General features: G+C 36.9%; 22 protein-coding genes. 18 read left to right on the top strand and 4 right to left on the bottom strand.

Going from position 1 to position 26,669, the window contains the following annotated elements; translation table 11 throughout:
* Positions 1-61: 61 nt before the first annotated feature.
* The 9 genes from pstC (at position 62) to argH (ending at position 11,144) form a co-directional block, all read left to right on the top strand.
* Positions 62-1,015: a phosphate ABC transporter permease subunit PstC gene (pstC, locus tag ACFQ18_RS11310; RefSeq protein ID WP_047185190.1), complete on the top strand. Its 954-nt coding sequence runs from the start codon at positions 62-64 to the stop codon at positions 1,013-1,015.
* Positions 1,015-1,902 carry a phosphate ABC transporter permease PstA gene (gene pstA / locus ACFQ18_RS11305; RefSeq protein ID WP_204798395.1) on the top strand — a complete coding sequence of 296 codons (888 nt, stop codon included), beginning with the start codon at positions 1,015-1,017 and terminating at the stop codon, positions 1,900-1,902. Before pstC ends, pstA begins: the two co-directional genes overlap by 1 nt.
* A gap of 76 nt (positions 1,903-1,978) precedes the next feature.
* Positions 1,979-2,818, top strand: coding sequence for a phosphate ABC transporter ATP-binding protein PstB (gene pstB / locus ACFQ18_RS11300; protein ID WP_084824066.1), 840 nt, complete (start codon positions 1,979-1,981; stop codon positions 2,816-2,818).
* A gap of 254 nt (positions 2,819-3,072) precedes the next feature.
* The gene (gene codB, locus ACFQ18_RS11295; protein ID WP_204798394.1) at positions 3,073-4,323 is read left to right on the top strand and encodes a cytosine permease; all 1,251 of its coding nucleotides are present in this window, start codon (positions 3,073-3,075) and stop codon (positions 4,321-4,323) included.
* A gap of 3 nt (positions 4,324-4,326) precedes the next feature.
* The gene (gene codA, locus ACFQ18_RS11290) at positions 4,327-5,595 is read left to right on the top strand and encodes a cytosine deaminase (protein ID WP_047185187.1); all 1,269 of its coding nucleotides are present in this window, start codon (positions 4,327-4,329) and stop codon (positions 5,593-5,595) included.
* A gap of 231 nt (positions 5,596-5,826) precedes the next feature.
* The gene (locus ACFQ18_RS11285; RefSeq protein ID WP_204798393.1) at positions 5,827-7,494 is read left to right on the top strand and encodes an SLC13 family permease; all 1,668 of its coding nucleotides are present in this window, start codon (positions 5,827-5,829) and stop codon (positions 7,492-7,494) included.
* Positions 7,495-7,589: 95 nt separating this feature from the next.
* Positions 7,590-8,237, top strand: a complete 648-nt coding sequence (locus tag ACFQ18_RS11280; RefSeq protein WP_204798392.1) for an SDR family oxidoreductase — start codon at positions 7,590-7,592, stop codon at positions 8,235-8,237.
* A gap of 241 nt (positions 8,238-8,478) precedes the next feature.
* Positions 8,479-9,732, top strand: coding sequence for an argininosuccinate synthase (locus ACFQ18_RS11275; protein ID WP_047185181.1), 1,254 nt, complete (start codon positions 8,479-8,481; stop codon positions 9,730-9,732).
* The gene (gene argH, locus ACFQ18_RS11270) at positions 9,729-11,144 is read left to right on the top strand and encodes an argininosuccinate lyase (RefSeq protein ID WP_204798391.1); all 1,416 of its coding nucleotides are present in this window, start codon (positions 9,729-9,731) and stop codon (positions 11,142-11,144) included. Before ACFQ18_RS11275 ends, argH begins: the two co-directional genes overlap by 4 nt.
* A gap of 432 nt (positions 11,145-11,576) precedes the next feature.
* On the opposite strand, the gene ACFQ18_RS11265 is transcribed toward argH, so the two are convergent.
* Positions 11,577-12,638 carry an NAD(P)/FAD-dependent oxidoreductase gene (locus tag ACFQ18_RS11265; RefSeq protein WP_204798390.1) on the bottom strand — a complete coding sequence of 354 codons (1,062 nt, stop codon included), beginning with the start codon at positions 12,636-12,638 and terminating at the stop codon, positions 11,577-11,579.
* A gap of 187 nt (positions 12,639-12,825) precedes the next feature.
* On the opposite strand from ACFQ18_RS11265, the gene ACFQ18_RS11260 reads away from it, so the two are divergent.
* From ACFQ18_RS11260 to ACFQ18_RS11250, 3 genes are all read left to right on the top strand, one after another.
* Positions 12,826-13,470, top strand: a complete 645-nt coding sequence (locus tag ACFQ18_RS11260; RefSeq protein ID WP_047185178.1) for a LytTR family DNA-binding domain-containing protein — start codon at positions 12,826-12,828, stop codon at positions 13,468-13,470.
* Between the two features lie 204 nt (positions 13,471-13,674).
* Entirely contained in the window at positions 13,675-15,192 is a 1,518-nt protein-coding gene (locus ACFQ18_RS11255) for an acetyl-CoA hydrolase/transferase family protein (protein ID WP_204798389.1), read from the top strand.
* Between the two features lie 224 nt (positions 15,193-15,416).
* Positions 15,417-17,339, top strand: coding sequence for an ATP-dependent DNA helicase (locus ACFQ18_RS11250; RefSeq protein ID WP_204798388.1), 1,923 nt, complete (start codon positions 15,417-15,419; stop codon positions 17,337-17,339).
* A gap of 40 nt (positions 17,340-17,379) precedes the next feature.
* On the opposite strand, the gene ACFQ18_RS11245 is transcribed toward ACFQ18_RS11250, so the two are convergent.
* Positions 17,380-17,997 carry an NUDIX hydrolase gene (locus ACFQ18_RS11245; protein WP_204798387.1) on the bottom strand — a complete coding sequence of 206 codons (618 nt, stop codon included), beginning with the start codon at positions 17,995-17,997 and terminating at the stop codon, positions 17,380-17,382.
* A 207-nt stretch (positions 17,998-18,204) separates the two neighbouring features.
* On the opposite strand from ACFQ18_RS11245, the gene ACFQ18_RS11240 reads away from it, so the two are divergent.
* The 5 genes from ACFQ18_RS11240 to ACFQ18_RS11220 all read left to right on the top strand — a co-directional run bounded on the left by ACFQ18_RS11240 (position 18,205) and on the right by ACFQ18_RS11220 (position 22,866).
* A complete protein-coding gene (locus ACFQ18_RS11240; RefSeq protein ID WP_204798386.1) occupies positions 18,205-18,885 on the top strand; it encodes a phosphoribosylaminoimidazolesuccinocarboxamide synthase in 681 nt (226 codons plus the stop codon).
* 207 nt (positions 18,886-19,092) lie between these two features.
* Positions 19,093-20,145 carry a fatty acid desaturase gene (locus ACFQ18_RS11235; protein ID WP_204798385.1) on the top strand — a complete coding sequence of 351 codons (1,053 nt, stop codon included), beginning with the start codon at positions 19,093-19,095 and terminating at the stop codon, positions 20,143-20,145.
* 121 nt (positions 20,146-20,266) lie between these two features.
* Positions 20,267-21,400 carry a sensor histidine kinase gene (locus ACFQ18_RS11230; protein WP_204798384.1) on the top strand — a complete coding sequence of 378 codons (1,134 nt, stop codon included), beginning with the start codon at positions 20,267-20,269 and terminating at the stop codon, positions 21,398-21,400.
* Positions 21,397-21,996, top strand: coding sequence for a response regulator transcription factor (locus ACFQ18_RS11225; protein ID WP_047185168.1), 600 nt, complete (start codon positions 21,397-21,399; stop codon positions 21,994-21,996). The genes ACFQ18_RS11230 and ACFQ18_RS11225 overlap by 4 nt, the downstream gene beginning before the upstream one ends.
* Positions 21,997-22,071: 75 nt before the next feature.
* The gene (locus ACFQ18_RS11220) at positions 22,072-22,866 is read left to right on the top strand and encodes a carbon-nitrogen family hydrolase (protein ID WP_204798383.1); all 795 of its coding nucleotides are present in this window, start codon (positions 22,072-22,074) and stop codon (positions 22,864-22,866) included.
* 114 nt (positions 22,867-22,980) lie between these two features.
* Here the strand turns inward: ACFQ18_RS11220 and ACFQ18_RS11215 are convergent, their stop codons facing one another.
* Positions 22,981-24,000, bottom strand: a complete 1,020-nt coding sequence (locus ACFQ18_RS11215) for an LLM class flavin-dependent oxidoreductase (RefSeq protein ID WP_204798398.1) — start codon at positions 23,998-24,000, stop codon at positions 22,981-22,983.
* Between the two features lie 191 nt (positions 24,001-24,191).
* Positions 24,192-25,229 carry an SEC-C metal-binding domain-containing protein gene (locus ACFQ18_RS11210; RefSeq protein WP_047185166.1) on the bottom strand — a complete coding sequence of 346 codons (1,038 nt, stop codon included), beginning with the start codon at positions 25,227-25,229 and terminating at the stop codon, positions 24,192-24,194.
* 204 nt (positions 25,230-25,433) lie between these two features.
* Between ACFQ18_RS11210 and rlmN the strand changes: the two genes are divergently transcribed.
* A complete protein-coding gene (gene rlmN / locus ACFQ18_RS11205) occupies positions 25,434-26,501 on the top strand; it encodes a 23S rRNA (adenine(2503)-C(2))-methyltransferase RlmN (protein ID WP_060668107.1) in 1,068 nt (355 codons plus the stop codon).
* Positions 26,502-26,669: the final 168 nt, after the last annotated feature.

Raw genomic sequence — 26,669 nt, 5'->3', positions numbered from 1 at the left:
GGGCCAATTGTGCTCTCATCTTAGTTTCTAAAGTTTCCATGTTGGAAGGAGTCCTAACATAATGCAGAAGATCAGCGAGGTAAAGCAAGAAGCGATTCATGTTAGTGAAATAATTGCGCAAAATAAACAAAAGAAAAATGTATCGAACCTAGTTGAAAAATGGATTCCTACCATTTTATTTCTTTTAGCGTCAATAACTATCCTTACGACTCTAGGGATACTCTATACGTTATTATCACAAGCAATTCAATTTTTTAGAGCTGTACCAATTTGGGAGTTTTTTACTGGTGCTGTTTTAAAACCATTAAGTCAAAATCCAGAATTCGGTATTTTACCCCTTATTAACGGTACGCTTATTTCTACTGCTATTGCTATGCTTGTTGCGGGTCCAATTGGCCTTATGTCTGCTATTTATTTAAGTGAGTATGCGTCAGAAAAAGTTAGAAGAGTATTAAAACCATTATTAGAAATTTTAGCTGGTATTCCGACGATTGTATATGGATTTTTTGCTTTTACATTTGTAACACCTCTTATTCGCTCTATTTTTCCAGAAGTAGGAGCTACGAATATTCTTAGCCCTGGCTTGGTAATGGGGGTTATGATTATCCCCATGATTGCATCTCTTTCTGAAGATGCCATGACGTCTGTTCCGAATGCAATGAGAGAAGGATCTTTAGCAATGGGAGCAACAAAATTAGAAACAACATTCAAGGTAGTTATTCCTGCTGCTTTTTCGGGAATTATTGCCTCATTCGTTCTTGGTATTTCCCGGGCTATTGGTGAAACAATGATTGTTACGATTGCTAGTGGGAGTTCCAAAAACTTTACTTTTGACATTACTCAATCTATGCAAACCATGACTGCATACATTGTTGAAGTCGCTGGTGGAGAAGCTGCCGCTGGTACGACGATATATTATAGTCTTTATGCTGTGGCTATTACCCTTTTTGTCTTTACTCTATTAATGAATTTATTTGCAAGATATATTTCCCGTAAGTTTAGGGAGGAATATTGATGATTAAGCAATTTGACGAAACACAATTAAAAAATAGAATGAACTCCCGGGTGAGAAATAATAGAATATGGAAATTCATTTTCTTTTTATCTACTTTATTTGGTCTTTTTGTCCTCGCCATTTTAATGATAAGAGTAGTAATGGATGGGATTAGTTTCCTTCATATGGATTTCCTAACGGGTAGATTATCTACAGATCCTGATCGTGCCGGTATTATGGGTGCTTTACTTGGAACGGTGTGGGTCGTGCTAGTTGTTATTCCGGTTACACTAATAGTAGGAGTGGGAACTGCTATTTATTTAGAGCTTTACGCAAAAAGAGGGAAGTTTAAGTCATTTATTGAAACGAACATTTCTAATCTAGCAGGTGTACCATCGATTGTTTATGGACTATTAGGTTTAACTGTTTTTGTTCGTATGATGGATTTTGGAAATGTTGTTTTAGCTGGTGGTTTAACTTTATCTTTATTAGTACTACCAATTTTAATTGTATCTGCACAGGAAGCACTTAGAGCAGTACCTGGGCATCTAGCTGAGGCATCTTATGGGATGGGGGCTACAAAGTGGCAAACGATTAGAAGAGTAATCTTGCCTGCAGCTTTACCAAGTATTTTGACAGGATCCATTTTATCTCTATCACGTGCGATTGGAGAAACAGCACCCCTAACTGTACTAGGAATTCCAGCATTGTTAATTCCATTTCCGGAAGGGCTGTTTGATACGTTTACAGCTCTACCGATGCAAATTTATTACTGGACTTTGGATTCATCCCTAGTGGCAGAATATGCGAACTTAGCTGGCGCAACTATTATTGTTCTACTTGCTCTCTTATTCCTGCTTAACTCCGTAGCAATTTTTATTCGAAATAAGTTTCAACATAGATATTAATAGTGCGAGTCTCTTGATAGCTTGATACTAGTTTAGAAATTTCGCGAACAATAATCTTCATAAAGGAGTGATGAGAATGGGCGTTATCGCAAATAAAATGGGTTTACAAGTTAATCCCACAGCAAAGGAAAGTATAGCAAAGAAAATAAATACACAAAAAAATAATATTGTTTATGATACAAAAGAATTAAATCTTTGGTACGGTCATACACATGCTTTGAAAAATATTAATTTGGAAATACATGAAAAAGAAGTAACAGCCATTATTGGTCCTTCAGGGTGTGGCAAATCTACCTACATTAAAACGTTAAATCGTATGGTTGAGTTAGTACCAGGTGTTCGTACAACTGGTTCGATTTCTTATAAAGGAAATAACATTTTAGGTAAAACGATGAAAGTAGAAGATTTACGTACAAAAGTAGGTATGGTATTTCAAAAACCGAATCCTTTTCCAAAGTCTATCTATGAAAATATTGCCTATGGTCCCAAAATACATGGTATCCGTAATAAAAAGTTACTAGATCAAATTGTCGAAAGAAGTTTGCGTGGTGCCTATATTTGGGATGAGTTAAAGGATCGTCTAAATGAAAATGCATTTGGACTTTCTGGTGGTCAGCAGCAACGTTTATGTATTGCTAGAGCGCTGGCAATACAACCGGATGTAATCTTAATGGATGAGCCAACTTCAGCGCTTGACCCTAAATCAACGCTTAAAATTGAAGAGTTAGTTCAAGAACTGAAAAAGGATTATTCTATTATTATGGTTACTCATAATATGCAACAAGCAGCACGTATTTCCGATCGAACCGCTTTCTTTTTAAACGGAGAGGTTGTAGAATTCGATAACACGAATAAAATCTTCTCCAATCCATCAGATAAACGGACGGAAGATTATATATCTGGTAGATTTGGATGAGGAATACGGAAGGTAAGGCCTATATTTTTCATTGACAATTTATGATTATTTTGTTTTAATGTAATTAATTTAATACTGGTACCTTTAAATCAGTCCAGAGAGGCTGACAAGGACAACGGAAATGAAGATGGGATGATTATGCTTAGATCAATCCTATCTTTGACTGGGCTTCTTGTCAGAAATGGCAAGGAGCCTTTTTTTTTATTTCCAAAAGTCAATTCTTCGGTGCCAGTCCACTTTAAGGAGGAATTGGTATGCAAAAGGTAGATAAGGAATTTTCATTACAAGCTGTTCCACAGGGAAGTAGAACTGGCTTTTGGAGTATGTTAGCAGTAATGATGAGTTTAACATTTTTCTCAGCAAGTATGTTATCTGGGGGAGAATTAGGTGCAGGCCTAACATTTAAAGAATTTATTTGGATTGTATTTATAGGAAATTTAATTTTAGGATTATATACTGGTGCCTTAGCATTTATTGCATTTAAGACAGGTCTTTCCACACACTTACTTGCTCGCTATGCTTTTGGAGAAAAAGGGTCTTACTTACCGTCATTCCTATTAGGTGCCACACAAGTTGGATGGTTTGGTGTTGGTTTAGCAATGTTCGCAGTTCCAGTACACTTATTTACAGGAATAAATGAGTACGTGTTAATCATTGTTTTAGGAACTTTAATGACTGCAACTGCAATTTTTGGAATGAAGGCTTTAACAATTATTAGTATTATTGCAATCCCAGCTATTTCCATTCTAGGGGGCTATTCTGCTATCAGTGCAACCAATACAGCAGGTGGAATTCAGGCATTAATGGATTATCAACCAACTGAAGCAATGGGTGTTGCGGCTGCATTGACTATTTGTGTCGGTTCTTTCGTTAGTGCTGGAACATTAACTCCTGACTTTACAAGATTTGCAAAGAGTGGGAGAACAGCTGTAAGTACTACGATGATTGCATTCTTGATCGGTAATTCACTCATGTTCTTATTTGGAGCAATTGGTACGTTTGCATTTGGCTTAGGTGATATCTCAGAAGTAATGTATACACAAGGGCTCATTATCCCAGCAATTATTGTATTAGGATTAAATATCTGGACAACGAATGATAATGCATTATATGCTTCAGGACTAGGGTTTTCTAATATTACAAAAATCCCTAAAAGTAAAGTAGTTATCTTTAATGGGATCGTTGGAACCATTGCAGCGATGTGGCTTTACAATAACTTTATGGGATTCTTAACAGTATTAGGTTCCACTCTTCCGTCAATCGGTGCAATTATTTTAGCGGATTATTTCTTAGTAAAAAGAGGAAAGTACGAACCGTTTGAAACAATGAAATTTAAATCAATTAATTGGATTGCTATTCTAGCTTGGATTGGTGGGGTTGTTGTTGCCAATTTAGTACCTGGTATTCCTCCAATTAATGGGATTGTTGGAACTGCAGTGATTTATGTAACCGCAATGAAAGTGGCGGAAAGGCAAATCGAAATAAAAGTAGAAAAGGTGGGTTAGTTCATGATTATTAAAAATGCGAAATTAAGAGGAAAAGATGAGCTATATAGTATCGTTGTGAAAGACGGAAAAATTGAAGAAGTTTCTACACAAGTGGATATGGGAGGGCATGAGGTAATCGATGTTAATGGAGCATTGGTTCTTCCTCCTTTTATTGAACCGCATATTCATCTAGATTCGACGCTTACAGCCGGTGAACCGGAATGGAATCTTAGCGGAACATTGTTTGAAGGAATTGAAAGATGGTCAGAGCGTAAGAAATCATTAACAAAAGAAGATGTTAAGTATAGATCTAAAACAGCTTTAAAGTGGCAAGTTGCCCAAGGTATTCAGCATGTACGTACTCATGTAGATGTCACAGACCCTAAGTTAATTGCACTTGAAGCATTGCTTGAAGTGAAGGAAGAAATGAAAGATTATGTTGACTTACAGCTTGTTGCCTTTCCGCAAGAAGGTATCCAATCTTTCCCTAATGGAGCGGAATTAGTGGAAGAAGCACTTAAAATGGGTGCAGATGTTGTTGGGGGAATTCCACATTATGAATTTACCCGTGAGTATGGCGTTCAATCAATGAAGACAGCCTTTGATTTAGCAGAAAAATATAATGTATTAGTGGATATTCATTGTGATGAAATTGATGATGAACAATCAAGATTTGTTGAAGTGGTAGCGAAAGAGGCTTACGAACGAGGAATGGGTTCCCGTGTTACTGCAAGCCATACAACAGCTATGGGTTCCTATAATAATGCTTATGCATCTAAATTATTCCGTATTTTAAAGATGTCCGAAATTAACTTTGTATCGAATCCACTTGTTAATATTCATCTTCAAGGACGGTTCGACACCTATCCGAAACGAAGAGGATTAACGAGAGTAAAAGAACTACTAGAAGCGGGAATGAATGTATGTTTTGGACAGGATGATATTTTTGATCCATGGTATCCACTTGGCACAGGCAATATGCTACAAGTACTTCATATGGGCATCCATGCAGCGCAATTAATGGGTTATGAGCAAATTGTAGATTCGATTGATCTTATTACAAAAAACAGTGCAAAAACATTAAATATTGAAGACAACTATGGTATCGAAGAAGGGAAGCCAGCTAACTTCATCATCCTAGATGCAGAGAGTGAATATGATACCATCCGCAAACAAGCAAAAGTTCGTTACTCTATTCGTAATGGTAAAATCATTGCTGAAACAAAGCCTAGTGAAACGATGCTTTTATTGGATGGAAGTAATGAGATGGTTGATTTTAATAGAAGGTAAATAAACATAATGCCCCCCTTAGGATAAACAGATTAAAAAAGTCTGCTTCACTTTAGGGGGGCTTACTTTCATTGTAGTTCATGATATGATAGTGGGATGGGAGATTTTAAATAAAAACCATGTGAATCTGTTACGAAACTGTTTAAATAATTTTAAGGGTTCACATTTGGTTTGATTTAATCTAAAATAATATGTAAACGCTGACAAGAATTACAGGGGGAGGAAGGAATTATGGTACAAAAAAGTATAGGTGCTTTTTGGGGGTGGCTTTGGCAGTCACATGAGAATACAAAACGTTTATTGACCTTTTCTCAATTAAGAAATGTTGAAGAATCTCAAACTTCTAAGGGGCAAAAGGAAAATGGATCTTCTATTTCGGGAAAGGGAAATAAAAAGGGACATAATAAGAAACCGGCCTATAAACCTGCTCAAAAGGTAGGTTTGATCTTAGGGCCTTTATTGTTTTTATTAACATTATTGTTTTTTCATCCGGAGGGTTTAAGTCCTGAGGCAAGATCTGTTCTTGCTGTCACATTGTGGGTGGCTACTTGGTGGATTACGGAGCCAATTCCAATTCCGGTAAGCTCGCTAATTCCTATTATTTTATTACCAATGACCGGGGCATTGGATGGAAATACCGTTGTTTCATCATATGGAAATGATATTATTTTCTTATTCTTAGGCGGATTTTTTATTGCAACAGCTATGGAGAAATGGAACCTGCATAAGCGAATGGCATTATCGATTATTTCTATAATTGGTACAAGCCCACAACGAATTGTATTAGGTTTCATGGTTTCAACCGCCTTCTTGTCGATGTGGGTTTCGAATACGGCAGCTACCATGATGCTAATTCCAATGGGATTGGCAATTGTTCAACAGGCATCAAGTTCCTTGAAAGAAGGGAAATATGCGAGTGATATACCGAAATTTGAGAAGTCGGTCATATTTGGTATTGGCTATGCTGCAACCATTGGGGGTCTTGGGACATTGATTGGAACACCACCCCTCAGTATTCTTGCGGGAACAGTAGGTCAAATGTTTGATACAGAAATATCCTTTGCTGGCTGGATGGCAGTAGGTGTCCCACTTGTTATTCTTTTAATTCCATTATTATGGCTTTATCTTACGAAAGTTGTATATAAAATAAACTTTCGTGAATTACCAGGTGGAAAGGAACAGATTTATAAGGAACGGAAATCCCTTGGTAAAATTTCTTACGAGGAAAAAGCTGTAGCGTTTGTGTTTGCCTTTGCAGCGTTTATGTGGATTACACGGACATTTATTTGGGAAAATATCGTTGAGTTCCCTGGTATTAGTGATGGTATCATTGCGATGATGGCAACCGTATTGCTTTTCTTAATTCCGGCGAAACGGGAAGAAGGAAGTAAAATAATGGAGTGGAAAGACTCTAAAGATATTCCGTGGGGCATTCTTATATTATTTGGTGGAGGTCTTGCCATTGCTGCAGGATTTACGTCGTCAGGGCTTTCAGAATGGATTGGGCAACAGTTGGCAGGACTAGAAGGAATGAACATTCTCCTTGTAATTTTTATCTCAACACTAGTTATTTTACTTCTAACAGAGATTACTTCAAACACGGCTACAGCAACAATGATCATACCAGTAGTAGCATCACTGGCACTTGCTTTAAACTTACATCCGTATGCATTAATGGTACCTTGTGCAATGGCGGCTAACTGTTCATTTATGCTACCAGTAGGAACGCCACCAAATGCCATTATGTATGGTACAGGGAAATTAACCATAACAGAAATGGTTAAAAACGGATTTTGGTTAAATAACTTTACCCTTGTTTTGGTTGTATTAGTAGTCTATTTTTATCTACCCGTTGTATGGGGAATTGATTTGTTTGAGATACCGGCTGAATTTCGATAAATACTAATATTTTATTTTAAGCAATTCTTTTGATTTCCCCCACATACTTTGAAACAATGTAGTTATCCAAGAATGAAGGGAGAAATCAATTTAAAATGAAAGTATTTCTGATTGGATCAAATGGGCAAATTGGAAAACATATCGTAAAACTACTTCAAGATAGTAATCAACATACATTAAAAGCAATGGTTCGTAGCGAAGAACAAGCAAATGCACTTAGGAAATCTGGTGTAGATGCAATCGTTGCTAACTTAGAAGGAAGTGTAGACGAATTAGCTGAGGCAATGCAAGGAAGTGACGCAGTAATATTCTCAGCTGGATCAGGCGGTAAAACAGGGCCGGACAAAACGTTGCTTGTTGACCTTGATGGAGCGGTGAAATCAATGGAAGCAGCAGAAAAGGTTGGTGCAAATCGTTATGTCATGGTTAGTGCATTCCGCGCATTTGATCGTGAATCGTGGAAAGATAGCCCAATTAAACCGTACATGGTTGCCAAACATTATGCAGATCGTATTTTAACGGAAAGTAATTTAAACTATACTATTTTTGGCCCAGGTCGTTTATTAAATGAACCCGGGACTGGAAAAGTGCAGGCCGGAAATGACATCGATAAGGGATCTATTCCACGTGAAGATGTTGCAAGAGCTGTTGTACAATCTTTAGATGAGGAAAATACATTTAAAAAGACAATTGGTTTAATGTCAGGCGAAAGCACGATTGAAGAAGCATTCAAACGTTTATAGCCAAAATTAAAAAGCGAACAGTCCTTTTGAAAGGATTGTTCGCTTTTTTAATGTTAGTTCATTTTTAGTTGATCTACTTTAAGGAAATGACTCCGGTAGATATCCTTCCAATCACATGGCCAATCCACTAATTTACCCAAAACAAAAAATAAATAAAAAATTTCAAAAAACCACTTGAATTATTATGCATTATGATGCATAATAATTCATTAATAGGACATATTCGAGAGGGGAAATTTTCATGAAGGATAAAATTGTATTAGCTTACTCAGGTGGACTTGATACTTCTGTTGCAATTAAATGGTTACAGGATAAATATAACTATGATGTCATTGCGGTTGCTCTAGACGTCGGGGAAGGAAAGGATTTAGAATTTACTAAGAAAAAAGCAATTGATGTAGGTGCGATAAAATCTTATGTGGTAGATGCAAAGGCTTTATATGCAGAGGAATATGTATTACCTTCCTTACAAGCAAATTTATTATATGAAGGAAAATATCCATTAATTTCTGCATTGTCTCGTCCGTTAATTGCAAAAATTTTAGTTGATATTGCTGAAGAGGAAGGCGCGGTAGCAGTTGCACACGGTTGTACAGGGAAAGGAAATGACCAAGTTCGTTTCGATGTTTCCTTTACAGCATTAAACCCAGAATTAAAGATTGTGGCACCTGTACGTGACTGGTCTATGTCTCGTGAAGAGGAAATTGAATATGCAAAAGCACATAATATTCCAATTCCAATTGATTTAGATAATCCATTTAGTATTGACCAAAATCTATGGGGACGTAGTAATGAATGTGGAGTGTTAGAAGATCCATGGGCTGAGCCACCAGCAGAAGCTTTTGAATTAACTCAAGACCCAGTGGATGCCCCGAATGAAGCCCAAGTTGTTCAAATTACGTTTGAAAAGGGTAAACCTATTTCTTTAGATGGAAAAGCTCTACCATTAGACCAATTAATTTTGGAATTAAATGATATGGCAGGAAAACATGGGGTAGGACGTATTGATCATGTGGAAAATCGTTTAGTCGGTATTAAATCACGTGAAATTTATGAAGCACCTGCAGCAATGACTCTAATTGCAGCACACCAAGAACTAGAAGCTTTAACATTACCAAGAGAAGTTGCGGAGTTCAAACCAATGGTAGAACAAAAATTAGCTCAAGCAGTATATTATGGGCTATGGTATTCGCCATTAACTTCCGCATTACAAGCTTTCATTAAAGAAACTCAAGAATTTGTATCTGGTACGGTTAAAATTAAATTGTATAAAGGGCAAGCACAAGTTGTCGGTCGTGAATCAGCTAATTCTCTATATGATTTTGACCTAGCAACATACAATAAAGAAGATTCTTTCGACCATGAAGCTGCATTAGGATTCATTAAACTTTGGGGACTTCCAACAAAAGTTCATGCATCTGTGAACAAAGCAGGTTCAAAATTTAACTCAACTGAAAAAGTGAAACTAGAAGTAAAGGAAGCTGTTAAGCCGTGAAACTATGGGGCGGACGATTCACAAAGCCAACAAATGAATTAGTTGATGAATATACTGCATCGATTTACTTTGATAAGAAATTAGCAAAGTATGATATCCAAGGAAGCCTCGCTCATGTAGAAATGTTGAACGTATGTGGGATTATCTCTAAAGAGGACGCGGATAAGATAACAGAAGGTTTAAAGAAGGTAGCTGCTAAGATTGAAAGTGGAGAAGCGGAATTATCTGCTGAAAGCGAAGATATTCATATGAACGTTGAAAAGCTTTTAATCGAAGAAGTAGGCCCAGTAGGTGGTAAACTACATACTGGACGAAGTCGAAATGACCAAGTGGCCTTAGATATGCGCTTGTACTTGCGCGTTGCACTTGTTGATTTAATAAGTCTTCTTGGAAAGGTGCAAGAGTCGCTTTTAAATCAAGCTAAGGCAAATCTTGATACCGTTATGCCTGGGTACACGCATTTACAGCGTGCGCAACCTGTTTTATTTGGACATCATATGAGCGCCTATGTATTTATGTTTCAACGTGATGTAGAGCGCCTACAGGATAGTTTTAAACGTGTAAACAAATCCCCACTTGGAGCAGGTGCTTTGGCAGGAACAACTTTTCCGATAGACAGAGAGTTTGTTGTGGAAAGATTAGGATTTGATGGTATTTGTGAAAATAGCTTAGATGCAGTTAGCGATCGTGACTTTGTTGTCGAATTTTTAGCAAATGCATCGCTTATCTCCACCCATCTATCTAGACTTTGTGAGGAAATGGTCCAATGGTCTAGTGCAGAGTTTAACTTTATAGAATTGGATGATGAGTTTACAACAGGAAGTAGTATGATGCCACAGAAGAAAAATCCCGATGTAGCAGAGCTTGTTCGTGGAAAAACAGGGCGCGTATATGGTCACCTAATGGGAATGCTGACAACTTTAAAAGGACTCCCACTAGCGTACAATAAAGACATGCAAGAGGATAAAGAAGGCATGTTTGATACAGTCGAAACATTAAAAGGTGCTTTAGCTTTATTTGCTCCGATGATAGAATCCATGCAAGTAAAGAAGGAAAATATGCATCAAGCAGTGAAAGAAGACTTTTCCAATGCTACTGATTTAGCAGATTATCTAGTTGGAAAGGGGATGCCATTTAGAGAATCTCATGCAGTTGTAGGGCAAGTTGTGCTTCACTGTATCAATCAAGGACAATATTTACTGGATTTATCTCTAGAAGAATTCCAATCTTTCTCAAATTTAATTGAAGAAGATATTTTCAATGCACTTACTCCCGAAACTGTTGTGAATGCTCGTAATGTGGCAGGTGGGACAGCGAAGAATAGAGTAGAAGAACAAATCGAAAAAGCATCCGCATATCTAAAGGAAAACAAAGAATGGATAGAGGATAAAGAAACTATTATTCAAGCATAAAATACGACTAAATAACAATAGAAATAGCAGGGCAATTCGAATAGAATTTGTACCTGCTATTTTTGACGCCTTAATGATATTTTATGCGATAGTTGAAAAGTTTAATCAAGGACAAAACGCAGCAAAAAACCTAGGGGAATATCCGTGACAACGGCCATCAGGGACAAAATGAAGCAAAAAACCCAAGGAAAAGTCCGTGACAACAGCTATCAGGGACAAATTGAAGTAAAAACCCAATTGAAATGTACTTGATAAGATAGTTGGAAAAGAACTTTTAGATTGTTGAAGGTGTCAAAGGTATTTAGAAAGAAAGCAAGGCTTGGTTCTAAAAATGAACCAAGCCTTTGTAATTAAGTTATTACGAGTTTTTGTTATTTTGGGTATAAGTAATATGTTTTACACACCATACGGGAATAGTATGAATGCTTACAATTAATGTCGTTTACTCAACCAAAGTACACCCGACTTCGCTAATCTAGGTAAAAAGCCAATCATTGGGTAGGTCATCATATTTCCAAATCCATCTGATTTACCTAGTGAACCTAATGTTCCTTTTAGTTTAATTCGTTTTGGCTTTTTCGGTTCCTTATCGTGGAGCACCGCAAGTAAAATCTCCGCAATTTGTTCACCTTGTTGCATTGCCAATTGTGCACTTGGTGAATGTTCGGACGCTACACAATCCCCCAACACATATACATTAGGCTGTGTTGGTACTTGGTAAAATTCATTCGTCTTTATTTTCTCATGTTTATCCTTTTCAAAAGGAAGTTCTCTAACTAAATAATTTGGTCGTACTCCTGCCGTCCAAATGGTTACATCGTTAAGATAGCATACCCCGTTATTACAAACCCCATCTTTTTCAACATATTCTACATTGGAGTGATGGACCACGTCCACATTATTTTCAATAAACCATTTTTCAACGTATTCTTGTATTTTAGAATCAAATGCTTTTAGTACGGTTGGTCCACGATCTAACAGTTTAATATTTAAATCTGGTCTACTTTCTCTTATTTCTGATGCAACCTCGATTCCACTAAGTCCAGCACCAATTACAGAAACTTTTCCATAAGGTTTTAAATTGGCGACTTGTAGCCCTGCGTCACATGCTTTTGCAAAGGTTTGAACACTTTTGGTAAATTCCTCAGCCCCAGGAACCCCATGATAGTTGTCTTCACAACCTAAGCCGATGACTAAATAATCAAACGGGAGATTTTCATCTTCATCATCAAAAATAATTTGCTGATTTTCTATATCTATTTTGGATACCTCTCGGAAAAGATAGGTAACACGATCATCTTCTGGAAAACTTACACGTACGTCTGTTTCAGCAGAAGTACCAGCAGCGATGGCATAAAATTCAGTTTTTAGTGATCTAAATGGATTACGATCCACAACATAGATTTGTAAATCTATTGGCAATTGATGATCTAATAAACCATTTAATACTTTAATACCGCCATAGCCCCCACCTAAAATAACTAGCCTTTTCATTTTCCTACCCCCAATGTTGTTATCGCACTATGTTCCATTTAATAGATTAACAAAATTTTGATATAGTGTCACTTTATTAAGGACTTAAAAATAACGATATCCCTAATAAATCAAGGTCATGCTATACTATGAATGCATATATAAATACAACTCTTAATTAATATTTTCCATTTTTCAGGAGGTTATTATGGAGAAATTAAATTTCCCTACTTTGTTAGATGTCATAGGGGAGCTTTTTTCTGATGAAATATCGATAGCAGTAACAAATACAAAGGAATATATTTATTACCGCAGGAGTAAGCGTATTGATTTGAAAATTAAACCTGGTGACCCCATCAAGGAAGGAACGATTGCCTATAAAGCAATATCTTCCAAACAAAAGGTTTCTGAATTTATCAATCGAGAGGTTTATGGGATCCCATATCATGGAATGGCTGTTCCTTTTCATCAGGATACGGAGTTAGTTGGCTGTGTATTAGCGATTTATCCGGCTTATACGGAAGGTAAATCTGTCGTAACTATGAAAACAAGTGATGGATGGAAACCCGTCCCATTTGAAATGGTCCAATACATAGAAACAAAAGATCGAAAAACACATATCTACTCAAAGGAATATGAAGGGACTCATTCCAATACGTTGCAAGAATTTGAATATCTTTTGCCTCGTAAACACTTTATACGCTGTCACCGTTCATTTGTCGTGAACGTAAATCATATCAAGCACATTTATCCGGATACACATTCTACCTTTTTTCTGGAAATGGGTAATGGTGCCAAAATACCTGTAAGTCAATCCTACTCCAGTTATTTTAGAAAGCTATTGGGGTTCTAATTTTCCTTTTCATAAAACAGCATATAGCAACTAAGGCATTTGCCTAAAGGATTGGCAAATGCCGATTGTTCTAAACGGAAAAATGCTGGATTATTCCGTTAGTATAATGATTTAGACCTATATTTCTTGTTTTATCCTGTTTTCCCCTAAATGGATATGTAAGCGCTTATAATGGTGTTGACCATAATATGTGGGGGGATGAGGATGCAGGAGAAAATTCAAAGGATTAAAGCCCCGCAGTTAGTTAATCGAGTTGTTACAGCGGAAGAGGCGGCAACTTGGATTGAAGATGGAATGACATTGGGGTTAAGTGGTTTTACACGTGCAGGTGATGCGAAAGCTGTACCAACCGCGCTCGTGAATAGGGCAGAAGCAGGAGAGCGGTTTAAAGTAAATGTGTATACAGGCGCTTCATTAGGATCTAACATTGATAAGATGTTTGCCGAAGCTGGAATCGTAAACAAACGATTACCCTTTCAAGCTGAACCTGTTATGAGAAATAAAATTAATACTGGGGAGCACTTCTTTGTAGATCAGCATTTATCCCATACTTCAGAATTACTTAGGGCAGGCGCAATTGATTCAATTGATTACGCTATTTTAGAAGCGATTATGGTTACAGAGGATGGATTGCTTATTCCTAGTACGTCCATTGGGAATTCACAAGCGTTTGCTGAATTTGCTGATAACATTATTATCGAAATTAATACAGCACAGCCAGTAGAGTTAGAAGGAATACATGATTTATACAGTCCGAATCAACAAGGGGATAGGGAACCAATCCCTTTAACCCAACCTAATCAACGAATTGGAACAATGGGGATTCCACTTGATATGGATAAGGTGAAAGGGATTGTATTTACTCACCAATTAGATTCACCATCTACTATCGTTGCACCTGATGAAGAAACACAAATGATTGCGGGTCACTTATTAGACTTCTTACGGGAAGAAGTGAAAGCTGGAAGACTATCAGAAAGTCTTATGCCATTACAATCTGGTATTGGGTCTGTAGCTAATGCGGTTCTTCACGGAATGATTGATTCAGAGTTTCATGATTTAGTTGTTTATTCTGAAGTTCTGCAAGATGCTGTTTTCGACCTCATTGATGCAGGAAAGGTAAACTTTGCATCAGCCTGTTCCTTAACATTATCCGAGGATAAAATGAAACAGGTATTTGGTGAATTCGAGAAATATCGTGATAAGTTAATCTTACGTCCACAAGAGATTTCCAATCATCCAGAAATTATCCGTAGACTCGGGTTGATTGCTATTAATACGGCGTTGGAATTTGATATTTACGGAAATGTTAATTCAACGCATGTTAGTGGGACGAGGATGATGAATGGTATCGGTGGATCAGGGGATTTTGCTAGAAACTCGAGATTAGGAATTTTTGTAACTAAATCAATCGCAAAGGGTGGCGATATATCTAGTATCGTACCTTATGTATCACATGTCGACCATACCGAACATGATGTAGATGTTGTTGTTACGGAACAAGGATATGCAGATTTAAGAGGGCTTGCACCAAGGGAACGTGTACCACTAATTATTGAAAATTGCGCGCATCCTATGTATCGTGAACAGCTCTGGGAATATTACAATGAAGCACTAGAACGGGGTGGGCAGACCCCACATGTGCTGGAAAAAGCATTCTCATGGCATCTAAGCTTTAAAGAGCACGGAACGATGAAGATGCCATTAAAAGCTCAAATATAAGGCTTTGTAATCATTTAAAAGGGGTTTAATTATAATACGGAATATTAGAGACTGATTTTCTCTTGGGGGAGAGAGGATCAGTCTCTTTTTGAAGAAAATAATGGTGCCACTATATACTTTTTCATTCTAGTTATTTTAATGATCGTTATTTAAATGCTAGCAATTGCTATCTCGAAACGTATTCTTTACAATGAAAAAAGAATGTTGGAATAAAGGAGTACATAATGAGTAAAAACCAATCGCTACCGTTTACCGTTTCGAAAACGGAGAATTTCTTTGAAAGACTGGGTGATTATGTTGGGGACGTATTTTATGACATTCTCCCAGAACAAGGCTATGAACTTCGAGATGAACAAATATATATGGCATTTCAACTAGAGCAAGCTTTTAAGAATAAGAGAGCTATCTTTGCTGAAGCAGGTGTTGGTACAGGGAAAACATTTGTTTATCTTATCTATGCGATTTGTTATGCACGTTATATGGGAAGACCGGCCATCATCTCTTGTGCGGATGAAACATTAATAGAACAGCTTGTGAAAAAAGGCGGAGATATAGAAAAGCTGGAAAAAGCATTAGGAATTAATGTCGATGTAAGGTTGGCAAAGTCACGGGAACAATATGTTTGTGTGCGAAAACTAGATGCATTGATAGACAATACTGATGACGAGGACATCATGAAGGTATATGATGCTATTCCGGAATTTGTTTTCGATTCGAAGTCCAAAGTAAAAACCTTTGAACGATATGGGGATCGGAAGGAATATCCTTGGGTTTCGGATGAGACCTGGGAGAAAATTGCCTGGGACCCATTGCAACAATGCCCTACTTGTGAGTGGAGACACCGCAGTGGTCAGACGTTGAATAGGGAATATTACCGACATGCTAGCGATATTATCATTTGTTCACATGACTTTTATATGGAGCATATTTGGACAAAGGAATCCCGAAAACGTGAAGGGCAGTTGCCACTTTTACCTGAGGCTAGTTCTGTTATTTTTGATGAAGGTCATTTATTAGAATTCGCAGCTCAAAAAGGATTAACGTACCGATATAACCTCGACACGATTACAAAAGTGTTGACAGGATATATAGGGCAAGATGTACGCGAGGAATCCCTATTATTAGTGGAAGATATCTTAATGGACAATGATATCCTATTCGATAAGTTAGCCGACACAGCCCATGTTGTGGAGGGTTCTAATAGGCAGGAGATCACTTTAACGAAAGAAATCCTTGAAGATATTAAAAAGCTTGATGCTAAGGTCAATCAATTATTGGAAGAGCTTGTCTTCGATTCGGAATTATTTACAATCGATGATTACTACATCAAGATTATTGAAGAGTTTTTGGAGTTCTTCTCCAACGGGTTAAGTACGATTTCAAGAGATGATGAGGGCATTTATTGGTTAGAGGAAATTCAAGATACGATAAGTCTTGTCATTATGCCGCGCCTTGTGGAAGATGTACTTAAAAAAGAGGTATTCACACAAAAGATTCCGTTTGTATTTTCATCTGCCACCCTTTCTCATCAAGGGGATTTTTCTTACATCGCCAAGAGTCTTGGCATAGAAAACGTGGACTCTTTTTCCGTGGCATCGCCATTTGATTATGAAAGACAAATGCAAATTTTTGGGTCTGTAAATAGGGACGATAAGTGGGATAAAATGATTTCGTCCATCATTGAAAATAATGGCGGTTCATTATTATTGTTTTCTTCAAGAGAGGAAATGGATGAATTCCGCCGTTTTATCCATAACAGGGATATACCTTTCACGATCCTTTTCGAAGGAGATCAAGAAATAAGTGAAATGGTAAGGCGATTCCAAGTAGATGAGACAGCTGTACTATGTTCGTATCATTTATGGGAAGGTCTTGATGTTCCTGGAAAGTCACTTACACAAGTGATCATTTCCTCTCTTCCGTTCCCACCAAATGACCCTGTTTTTAAAGCGAAAAGGAAACATGCAAAAGATCCTGAAAAGGAAGTAGATTTACCATACATGTTACTACGCTTAAGACAAGGTATTGGTAGGCTAATTCGTACGAGTGAGGATAGCGGGATCGTACACATTTGGATGAGTGAAGATGAAGAACAGAAATACCTGCAGGAAGTTAAAGCGGTATTGCCTGTGGAAATTAAGTTTTAATGAAACTGTAAAACGAGCATCTGATAAAAAGATGCTCGTTTTAACATTTTACCAAACTTATAAAATGATAAAGTATCTTTGCAGTTAACCCCCAAACGACTCTCCCATCATATTGATAAAACATTTCATTCATATGCCTCATCTGCCATTGGTAGTTCTCTCCACCAATAATTAAATCAAATGGGAAGTCATCAGCTGGCTTAACTTCAAAATGTACTTTATATACGTCTGGTTCATTCTCTAGTAAATAGTCTAAAGGAATCGTAAATACCTCTCCGACCTCATCCTTATTTGGAACAATTTCCTCGGGGTTTTTAATTCGGCCAACATATGGGTAAATGATACGCCCCATATCGGCGACAACATAATCCAATGGAAAAACGTCAACTATATCCGTGTTCTTGATACCCAATTCCTCTGTTGTCTCTCTAACCGCACAATGCATAGGTGTCTGGTCCTCTTCATCAATCCTGCCGCCTGGAAAACATATATCACCTGGCTGTCTCCGTAAATTCATGGATCTTACCTCGAATAATATATGTGATTCATGATTTATTTCAATAAGAGGAAGTAGTACAGAGGATTTAAAAAAGTGTTCCTCTCCCAAAATAGAGGGCTCTCTATTTTTAAGCTTTTGTATAATTTGGTTTATATCCATTTCTCCACCCCCAGTATTACCTATTATACAGAAAATACTGTTAATAATCTTGTTGAATATATGGTTACAGGAAAAACCGTACATTTAATGCGAAAAGTATATTATCCTAAGGGAATAACGAAAAAGTGCTGAAGATGAAGTGACAGTTTGTTCGGAATATGCCATAATAACCATATGATAAAAATTTCTACCAAAGAGGTGCTGCAGATGAAGCATGTATACACTGGTAAAACGAAAGATGTATTTGAACTAGAAGATGGACATTATTTATTAAAGTTTAAAGATGATGTTACAGGTGAGGGTGGCGTTTTTGACCCCGGTGCAAATTCAGTAGGGCTATCCATGGAAGGTGCTGGTAAGGCAGGATTAACATTAACACAATTTTTCTTTGAAAAACTAAAAGAAAGAAATATTCCAACTCATTATATAGATGCGGATATTGAAAAACAAGAAATGAAGGTTGCACCAGCTACTGTATTTGGCAATGGACTAGAAGTTATTTGTCGTTTCCGTGCTGTCGGAAGTTTCTTAAGAAGATACGAGGCATATGTAGAAGAAGGGCAACCCCTTGATGCATTCGTTGAAGTTACGATTAAGGACGACGAACGTCAAGATCCACCGATTAGTAAAGATGCATTAGACATGCTAGGTATTTTAACGAAAGAGGAATATGAAGTTCTTAAAGGCTTAACGAAAGATATTTCTTTGGTCGTGAAAGAGGAATTAGCTAAAAAAGGTATGGAACTTTATGATATTAAGTTAGAATTTGGTAGAAATAAAGCGAATGAAATCATTTTAATAGATGAAATATCTGGTGGAAATATGAGGGTTTATAAAGATGGAGAGTACATTCTTCCATTAGATTTAGAACAATTATTGTTAGGCTAAGGTTTGATTTAGCTTACCTTGAATAATTTGTCGTAATCCAATAGGGTTACGACATTTTTGCGATCAATTTAATATGGGTGACTATCCCTTTTTAACTCTTAATATGACATTTGTCATATTGTTTTCTTGACGTTTATGACTTATATTACTTGCTCGTTTCTTTTAAACTAATAGTAACTTTATTAGTACTGTTCTTAGGAGGAAAAAATGAGCAAACAAAAGCAAGCACAATTAAGAAAAAGTGTTGCTCCATTTGCAACATCTGATGCGAAAATTAGTATTATCCAGATTGTTAATTCGTTTGTACCGTTTTTCTTACTTTGGTTTTTGGCATATCAAAGTCTATCTATCTCATTTTGGTTAAGCCTGCCTTTTTCGATTGTTGCAGCGGGATTTGTTGTCCGGATCTTTATCATTTTCCATGACTGTACGCATATGTCCTTTTTCAAAAGTGGTAAAGCGAATCGTATACTGGGAACGATTACGGGGATTATTACTCATTTTGCTTTTGAAAAGTGGAAACGGGATCATTCCATTCACCATGCTACTAGTAGTAACTTAGATAAACGTGGAACAGGTGATGTTTGGGTCATGACAGTGGATGAGTACACAGAAGCATCTTTTTGGGGGAGATTAGGTTACCGATTGTATCGCAACCCCCTAATTATGTTTGGATTAGGTCCTTTTTATCTTTTCCTCATTTCCAACCGTTTTAATCGTAAAGGTGCAAAACGCAAGGAACGTTGGAATACCTATTTAATTAATGTCTCACTTATTGCTATTTATGCCTTATTGATTTGGCTAATCGGGTGGCAAGCATTATTAATGGTGCAACTACCGATTATATTTATTGCCGGTTCACTTGGTGTTTGGTTGTTTTATGTACAGCATCAATTTGAAGATTCCTATTTTGAGAATGAGGAAGAATGGGATTATGTAAAAGCTGCTGTTGATGGAAGCTCATATTATAAACTTCCAAAAGTCTTGCAATGGTTAACAGGAAATATAGGATTTCACCATGTGCATCATTTAAGTCCGAGAGTTCCGAATTACCAACTGGAAAAAGCGCATGAATCTACTCCGCCATTACAAAAAGCAACAACCATAACATTAAAAACAAGCCTACAATCGATTCGCTTCCGTCTTTATGATCAAGCAAGTCGAACATTCGTAAGTTTTAAAGAATATAAAGCAATGCAAAAGAAAAAGAATTCAAGAGTATCATTAAAAGTAAACACAGCAAAGTTCCAGGAAGAGTAATAAAATGAACCCTTTACAAATTAGTGTAAAGGGTTCCTTTCATAGATTGCTACGCGTATCTTTCACTAATCTGATATACTTATTTAAAAATGAAAGAATGGGTCTTTGAACGGAGGTTTATATGCAAAATTGGTATCATCTTTTTCCTAAAAATACGGGACTAAGTCTATACGCATGGATCATTTTCTGTGTCCTACCATTCTATTTTATTTTCCGGACATTCAGGTGGATGGAAATTTCAATCGGGCTTTTTATGGTTGTTTTATTTTTCGCTACGTATCGCTTGGCATTTATTAAAAAAGGTTGGACTGTTTACGTATCTGTAGGTGTCCAAATGGCGATTAGTTTCGTCATGACCATTTATTTTGGATATGTTTATTTTTCCTTATTTCTAGCCTTTTTTATCGGTAATATTCAACAAAGGGCAGGTTTTATCACGTTATATATTGTACATGTAGTTACTACCTCGGGGGCTGTTATCCTTGGGTTCATCGTGGATAGTGCAACGTACCTAACGCAACTTCCTTTTGTTATTGTAAGTATTATTGGTGTTATCTTACTACCATTTAATATGTATAACCGTAATAAAAGAGAAAAGTTGGAAAGTGATTTGCAAGATGCCAATGAGCGTATTTCTGAATTACTAGTAGCGGAGGAGCGCCAACGTATTGCACGGGACTTACATGATACATTAGGTCAGAAACTCTCTCTTATCGGCTTAAAAAGTGATCTTGCGGGGAAATTAATTTATCGGGATCCGGATAAAGCAACAAATGAATTAAATGACATCCACCAAACAGCTAGGACAGCATTAAAGGAAGTAAGAGACATAGTTTCTACGATGAGAGCTGTTAAACTGGAGGACGAGATGGTACATATTCAACAAGTATTAAAGGCTGCGCAAATTGATTGTATTATTAATGGAAGTACTCGGCTTTTAGATACACCTTTATTAGTAGAAAATGTTCTAAGTATGTGTTTAAAGGAAGCAGTTACAAATGTTGTAAAACATAGTAAAGCATCTGTTTGTAAAATTTCTATTCTACAATCGGAAAGTGAAATATCCATTACAGTATGGGATAATGGAATTGGAATCACGAACCCTGAGTGGTCAGTTGGGAATGGGTTACGTGGAATGAGTGAAAGATTAGAATTTGTGAACGGAGATTTGAAAGCGGAAGCATTTGAAGGCACGTTAATTACCGTTCAAGTACCAAAAATAACCGGACCAAATCAAACGGGAGGGGTAGTATGATTCGTATTGTCATTGCTGAAGATCAAGGAATGATGCTTGGCGCTCTTGGTGCTCTTCTTGATTTAGAAGAAGATATGGAAGTAGTAGGAAAGGCGAAAAATGGGGAGGAAGCCTTGAAGTTCGTCAAGCAGTATCAACCAGACATATGTATTATGGATATAGAAATGCCTGTTATGAGTGGATTAGATGCAGCTGAACAATTAGTGGATGATCCTTGTAAAGTAATTATTCTAACAACGTTTGCCCGTTCCGGTTATTTCGATCGTGCTAGAAAGGCGAAAGTCAATGGTTATTTATTAAAAGATAGTCCTAGTGAAGAACTAGCAAATTCGATACGGACTATCATGAGTGGGAGAAAAGTATATGCACCTGAGTTAGTGGATATGGTCTATGAAGAAGAGAATCCTTTGACGGAAAGAGAGGAGCAAGTTATCAAGTTAATTGCAGATGGTAAAAACACGAAAGAAATTGCCAATCAGTTGTTCTTAACAACGGGCACCGTACGTAATTATATCTCGGTTATTCTAGATAAATTGAATGTAAGCAATCGAATAGAGGCAATATCGCGCTTTAAGGAAAAAGGATGGTTTAAGTAATCTTTTCGCAGACAGGAAAGTTTAGAAATAAATACTGCATAAGTTTACTCACAAAAATTGGGGGAGGCAATGGTAATGAAACATGCCATTTATCAGATGAATGTTGTAGCTGGGAAACCGGAAGAAAACAGACAAAAGGTTAAAAATTGGGTAAAAGAAACAGTGAAGAAAGAGAAACCGGACACTATTGTTCTACCAGAAATGTGGACGACGGCATATACTCTTCCTGAATTGGATGTGTTAGCTGACATAGACGGTGAACCAACCACATCTTTTCTAAAAGAATTAGCAAAAACCTATCAAATCAATATTATTGGTGGTTCTTTAGCAAATAAAAAGGATGGAAAGTTCTACAATACGAGTATCGCTCTTAATCGCCAAGGAGAGGTAGTTTATACTTACGATAAGATCCACCTTGTCCCTATGTTAGATGAGCCTAAATATTTAACTGGTGGTCAGAAGAAGGCAAAAGTATTTGAATTAGATGGTATAAAAATGGGACTTATTATTTGTTATGACTTAAGATTTCCGGAATTGGCAAGAAGTTTGGCACTACAAGGTGCACAAATTTTATACGTTGTTGCGGAATGGCCAACAGCTCGCAAAGAACATTGGAAAGCACTTCAGATAGCAAGGGCGATTGAAAATCAATTTTATGTTGTGTCATGTAACAGTGTTGGCTCTTATGATGGCGAGGACTTCGCCGGCACTTCTATGGTAATAGACCCATGGGGGAATCAGCTGCAAGTTGGTAGTGGGGAGACAGAAGAAACCATCGTTGAATCAGTTTCATTGGAATCCGTACCTGAAATACGACAAAACGTCCCAATTTTTTCAAGCCGGAGACCAGAGATGTATGATGAATGTTGAACTTGAACGGAACATGGATTGCACAAGGATAGGACGGTAAGATGGTGGAAGTTGCTTTAGAAAGCCTTAGTCGATTAAAAAATACCGTGGCCTTTTTACTGGCCACGGTTATTTTTAATCCATTAGTTCCGATATAATTTCATAAGAACGTAAGCGATCTTCAAGATGATAGATTTGTGAGCTAATAATTAACTCATCTGCTTGTGTTACTTCTTGGATTCTTTCAAGCTTTCTTTTTACTGTCTCAGGACTACCAATAATCGTTGTATTCGGATCAAGTGATTCTTCCACAGCTGCCTTTTCAAGAGGAGACCAAACATCATCCATATTCTTAACTGGTGGCTGCAGTTTGGAACTGATCCCTTTACGAATATTTAAAAATTGCATTTGATGAGAGGAAGCTAAATACTGTGCCTTTTCATCTGTTTCAGCTGCAATAACATTAACGCCAATCATTGCATGTGGTTTTTCTAACGTTTCAGACGGTTTAAAGTTATCGCGATATAACTTAAGCGCTTGGAGTAAATAAGCTGGTGCGAAATGGCTTGCGAATGAGAAATACAGCCCTTTTTCAGCCGCTAGTCTTGCACTAAAATCGCTAGAACCTAGTAGCCAAATAGGGATATTCAAGCCTTGTCCAGGGATAGCTCGTACCCTTGATATTGGTTCTTCTTTAAAGTAGTCTTGTAATTCATTTACCTGCATTGGAAACTCTTCAGGCCGCATATTTAACGTTCTACGTAATGCGTAAGCAGTTGCCTGGTCTGTCCCTGGTGCTCGTCCTAAACCTAGGTCGATACGTCCTGGATACAAGGATTCTAATGTTCCAAATTGTTCTGCCACCACGATGGTTGCATGGTTAGGTAGCATCACTCCACCTGAACCAATACGCATATAATTTGTCTTTTCCGCAATATGACCAATTAGAATAGAAGTAGCGGAGCTTGCAATTCCAGGCATATTATGATGTTCTGCTAGCCAATAACGATTATATCCCCATTTTTCAGCATGTTGTGCAAGTTCTACACTTTCTTTAAAGGAATCTGCCGCTGTGCTTCCTTCCACAATTGGTGCTAAATCTAGAATAGATAATGGTATATCATTAAACTTTCTTGCTCTTGCATGTATGCTCATTCTATTCACCTCAATAAGTGTTTTCTTAATAAGCAATGATAAAGACTTCCTCTGGTAGAGTCCAATTTTTAGCTTAAGAAAGGCTTGACTAAAGTTTAAAGGCCTGATAAATCAATATTTATCAGGCCCTTAAGGTGTTGCGATATTTGCTGTTATTTACTTCATATGTTTACAGTAGCCCATCGATTTGGCTATTTAAGTTCCTTTATAACTTGTTGAATCTCTTCATCTAAAGCAGTCTTAAGCTTTCTGAAATTAGATGAGATGGTTGTAGCTGATGTTTCGTATTCTTTTGCGACTTCACTTTGAGTAACTTCATTTTCTAGAATTAGATTTTGAACGAGGTAATCTAATGCTCCAGCATACCCTGCTGCCTTTTTAAAATTAGGGTTTTCATTTTTGCAATAGACGTTCCATAGTTGTTCTCCGATGCTTGTATATTTTCCCTCGATGTTTTTCATCCGCATGTGATTGGTAAACTCTTGTACAACATGTTCATGCAAGGGATTATCCCACTCCAACTTCTCATCTTCCTCTTGTTCATCCAACGTAAGAATTTCCGCTAGAAAATCGGGATAATGTTGAACGAGGGAACCGTATTTTTTCGTATATCGGGATGCGATATCGATTACTTGATTCTTCTTAGCATCTCCAAGTAGAACCATCGTGGAGAAGAATTCATATTTCTGAACATATGGAACTAGTATACCGACAGCAAGGTTACCTTCATTTAGCATTTCTGCGTTTCTATAGGCGATATGGAATAATTCATTAGAAACAACATTGCGTAAAGTTATCTTGTTTTCCTGTTCGCTTTTCGACATGATTTCGAAAACGCCTGGTTTATATTGATCCCATTTCGAAAATGTTTCTACTACCTTTTTGTATTTTATATTAGACTTATACTTTTCATAGAAGGCATTAAAAGGGGTTTGTTTATTTTCTATAAACGGTACATTAAAGACAGTCCATAATGAAATACTCTTAATATAAATATCTGATCGTTCATCATCTTCTTTAATAAAGGGTTGATGGAAGTCGCTAACAGCCTCGATAAAAGCATCCTGGTGTTTAAATTTAGTAAAGTTTATAAGTTCTGTATGTAATTTATCTAATTCTATATTATAAAGGTCTGGGCTAAAAGCAATTACATTAGAAGCGCCACAACATTTTTTGTATTTTTTACCACTCCCACAGGGACATGGATCGTTTCTTCGTATTTTACTCATATTTCATATACCTACTTTATCTATTAGTATTATCTTTAATTATGAATTAAACCTTGTATTCCTTCAAGTATTTCATTAGACTCATGTATTGTAAAATATACAATAGAGTTCCCCATAATATCCACTATTTTCAATTTGATTTCCTTATACCACATGGAGTATGATGTATGGTAGGACTTTAATGAATCGAAATGAGGGTTTATCGTGAACAAAACATCCATATATGGGCTAACTTTTCATGAATTAGAAGATTGGCTAATGGAGCATGGTGAGAAACGCTTTAGAGCTAATCAAGTATGGGATTGGCTATATAAAAAGCGTGTGAATAACTTTAATGAAATGAAAAACGTGAACAAGCAAACGATAGAATTGTTAGAAGATAATTTTGTATTGCACACACTAGATGAGGAAATTAGACAGGAATCTAAAGATGGTACGAAAAAGTTCTTGTTTAGACTTACAGACGGAAATTTAATTGAAACAGTCCTTATGCGTTTTAGTTATGGTTTATCTGTTTGTGTTACGACACAGGTAGGATGTAACATTGGTTGCTCATTTTGTGCAAGTGGTTTATTAAGAAAGAGCCGTGATTTAACTAGTGGCGAAATTGTAGAACAAATCATGAATGTACAGAAACACCTAGACGAACAAGGAAAAGAAGAGCGCGTTAGTCATATCGTAGTTATGGGAATAGGGGAGCCTTTAGATAACTTCAAGAACTTAATGAATTTCTTATATGTAGTGAATGATGATCGTGGGTTAAATATTGGTGCTAGACATATTACGGTATCTACAAGTGGTCTAGCTCATAAGATTTATGAATTTGCTGATACAGATATTCAAGTGAATCTTGCTGTTTCCCTACATGCACCTAATAACGAATTACGTACTAGTATTATGAAGATTAATAAGGCATTTCCATTAGAAAAGTTAATGCCAGCAATTAAGTATTATCTAGAGAAGAAAAATCGCCGAATTACGTATGAATATATTATGCTTAAAGACGTCAATGACCATAAAGAAGAAGCTATACAGCTTGCTAAGTTACTAAAAGACCACCGTCATTTAGCCTATGTTAACTTAATTCCTTACAATACGGTAGATGAGCATATTCAATATCAACGTAGTGACTCTAACTCCATCCAGCAGTTCTTTGAAATATTGAAGGAACATGGTATCCAATGCGGTGTACGTTGGGAAAACGGTGCTGATATTGATGCAGCATGCGGACAATTAAGAAGTAAACAAATGAAAAAATCAAAAGTAGTATAATGCATAAGTCGTGCTAGAGAATAGCGCGGCTTATTTTTTATGTGGCTAAGAGGATATAGAAGATTCCCTTCTGGTAGGGGAGGGGTAAAATGTGGTGTTTGCGAATATGTATACATGTTTACACTTATAGTAGTTTTGTTTACAAATTATGAATACAAGTATTCAAAT

The organism is Oceanobacillus caeni (assembly GCF_042678465.1).
Lineage (GTDB): Bacteria > Bacillota > Bacilli > Bacillales > Amphibacillaceae > Oceanobacillus > Oceanobacillus caeni.
Note: the sequence above shows the minus strand (reverse complement) of the source record. Positions and strands in the feature narration are given on the sequence as shown.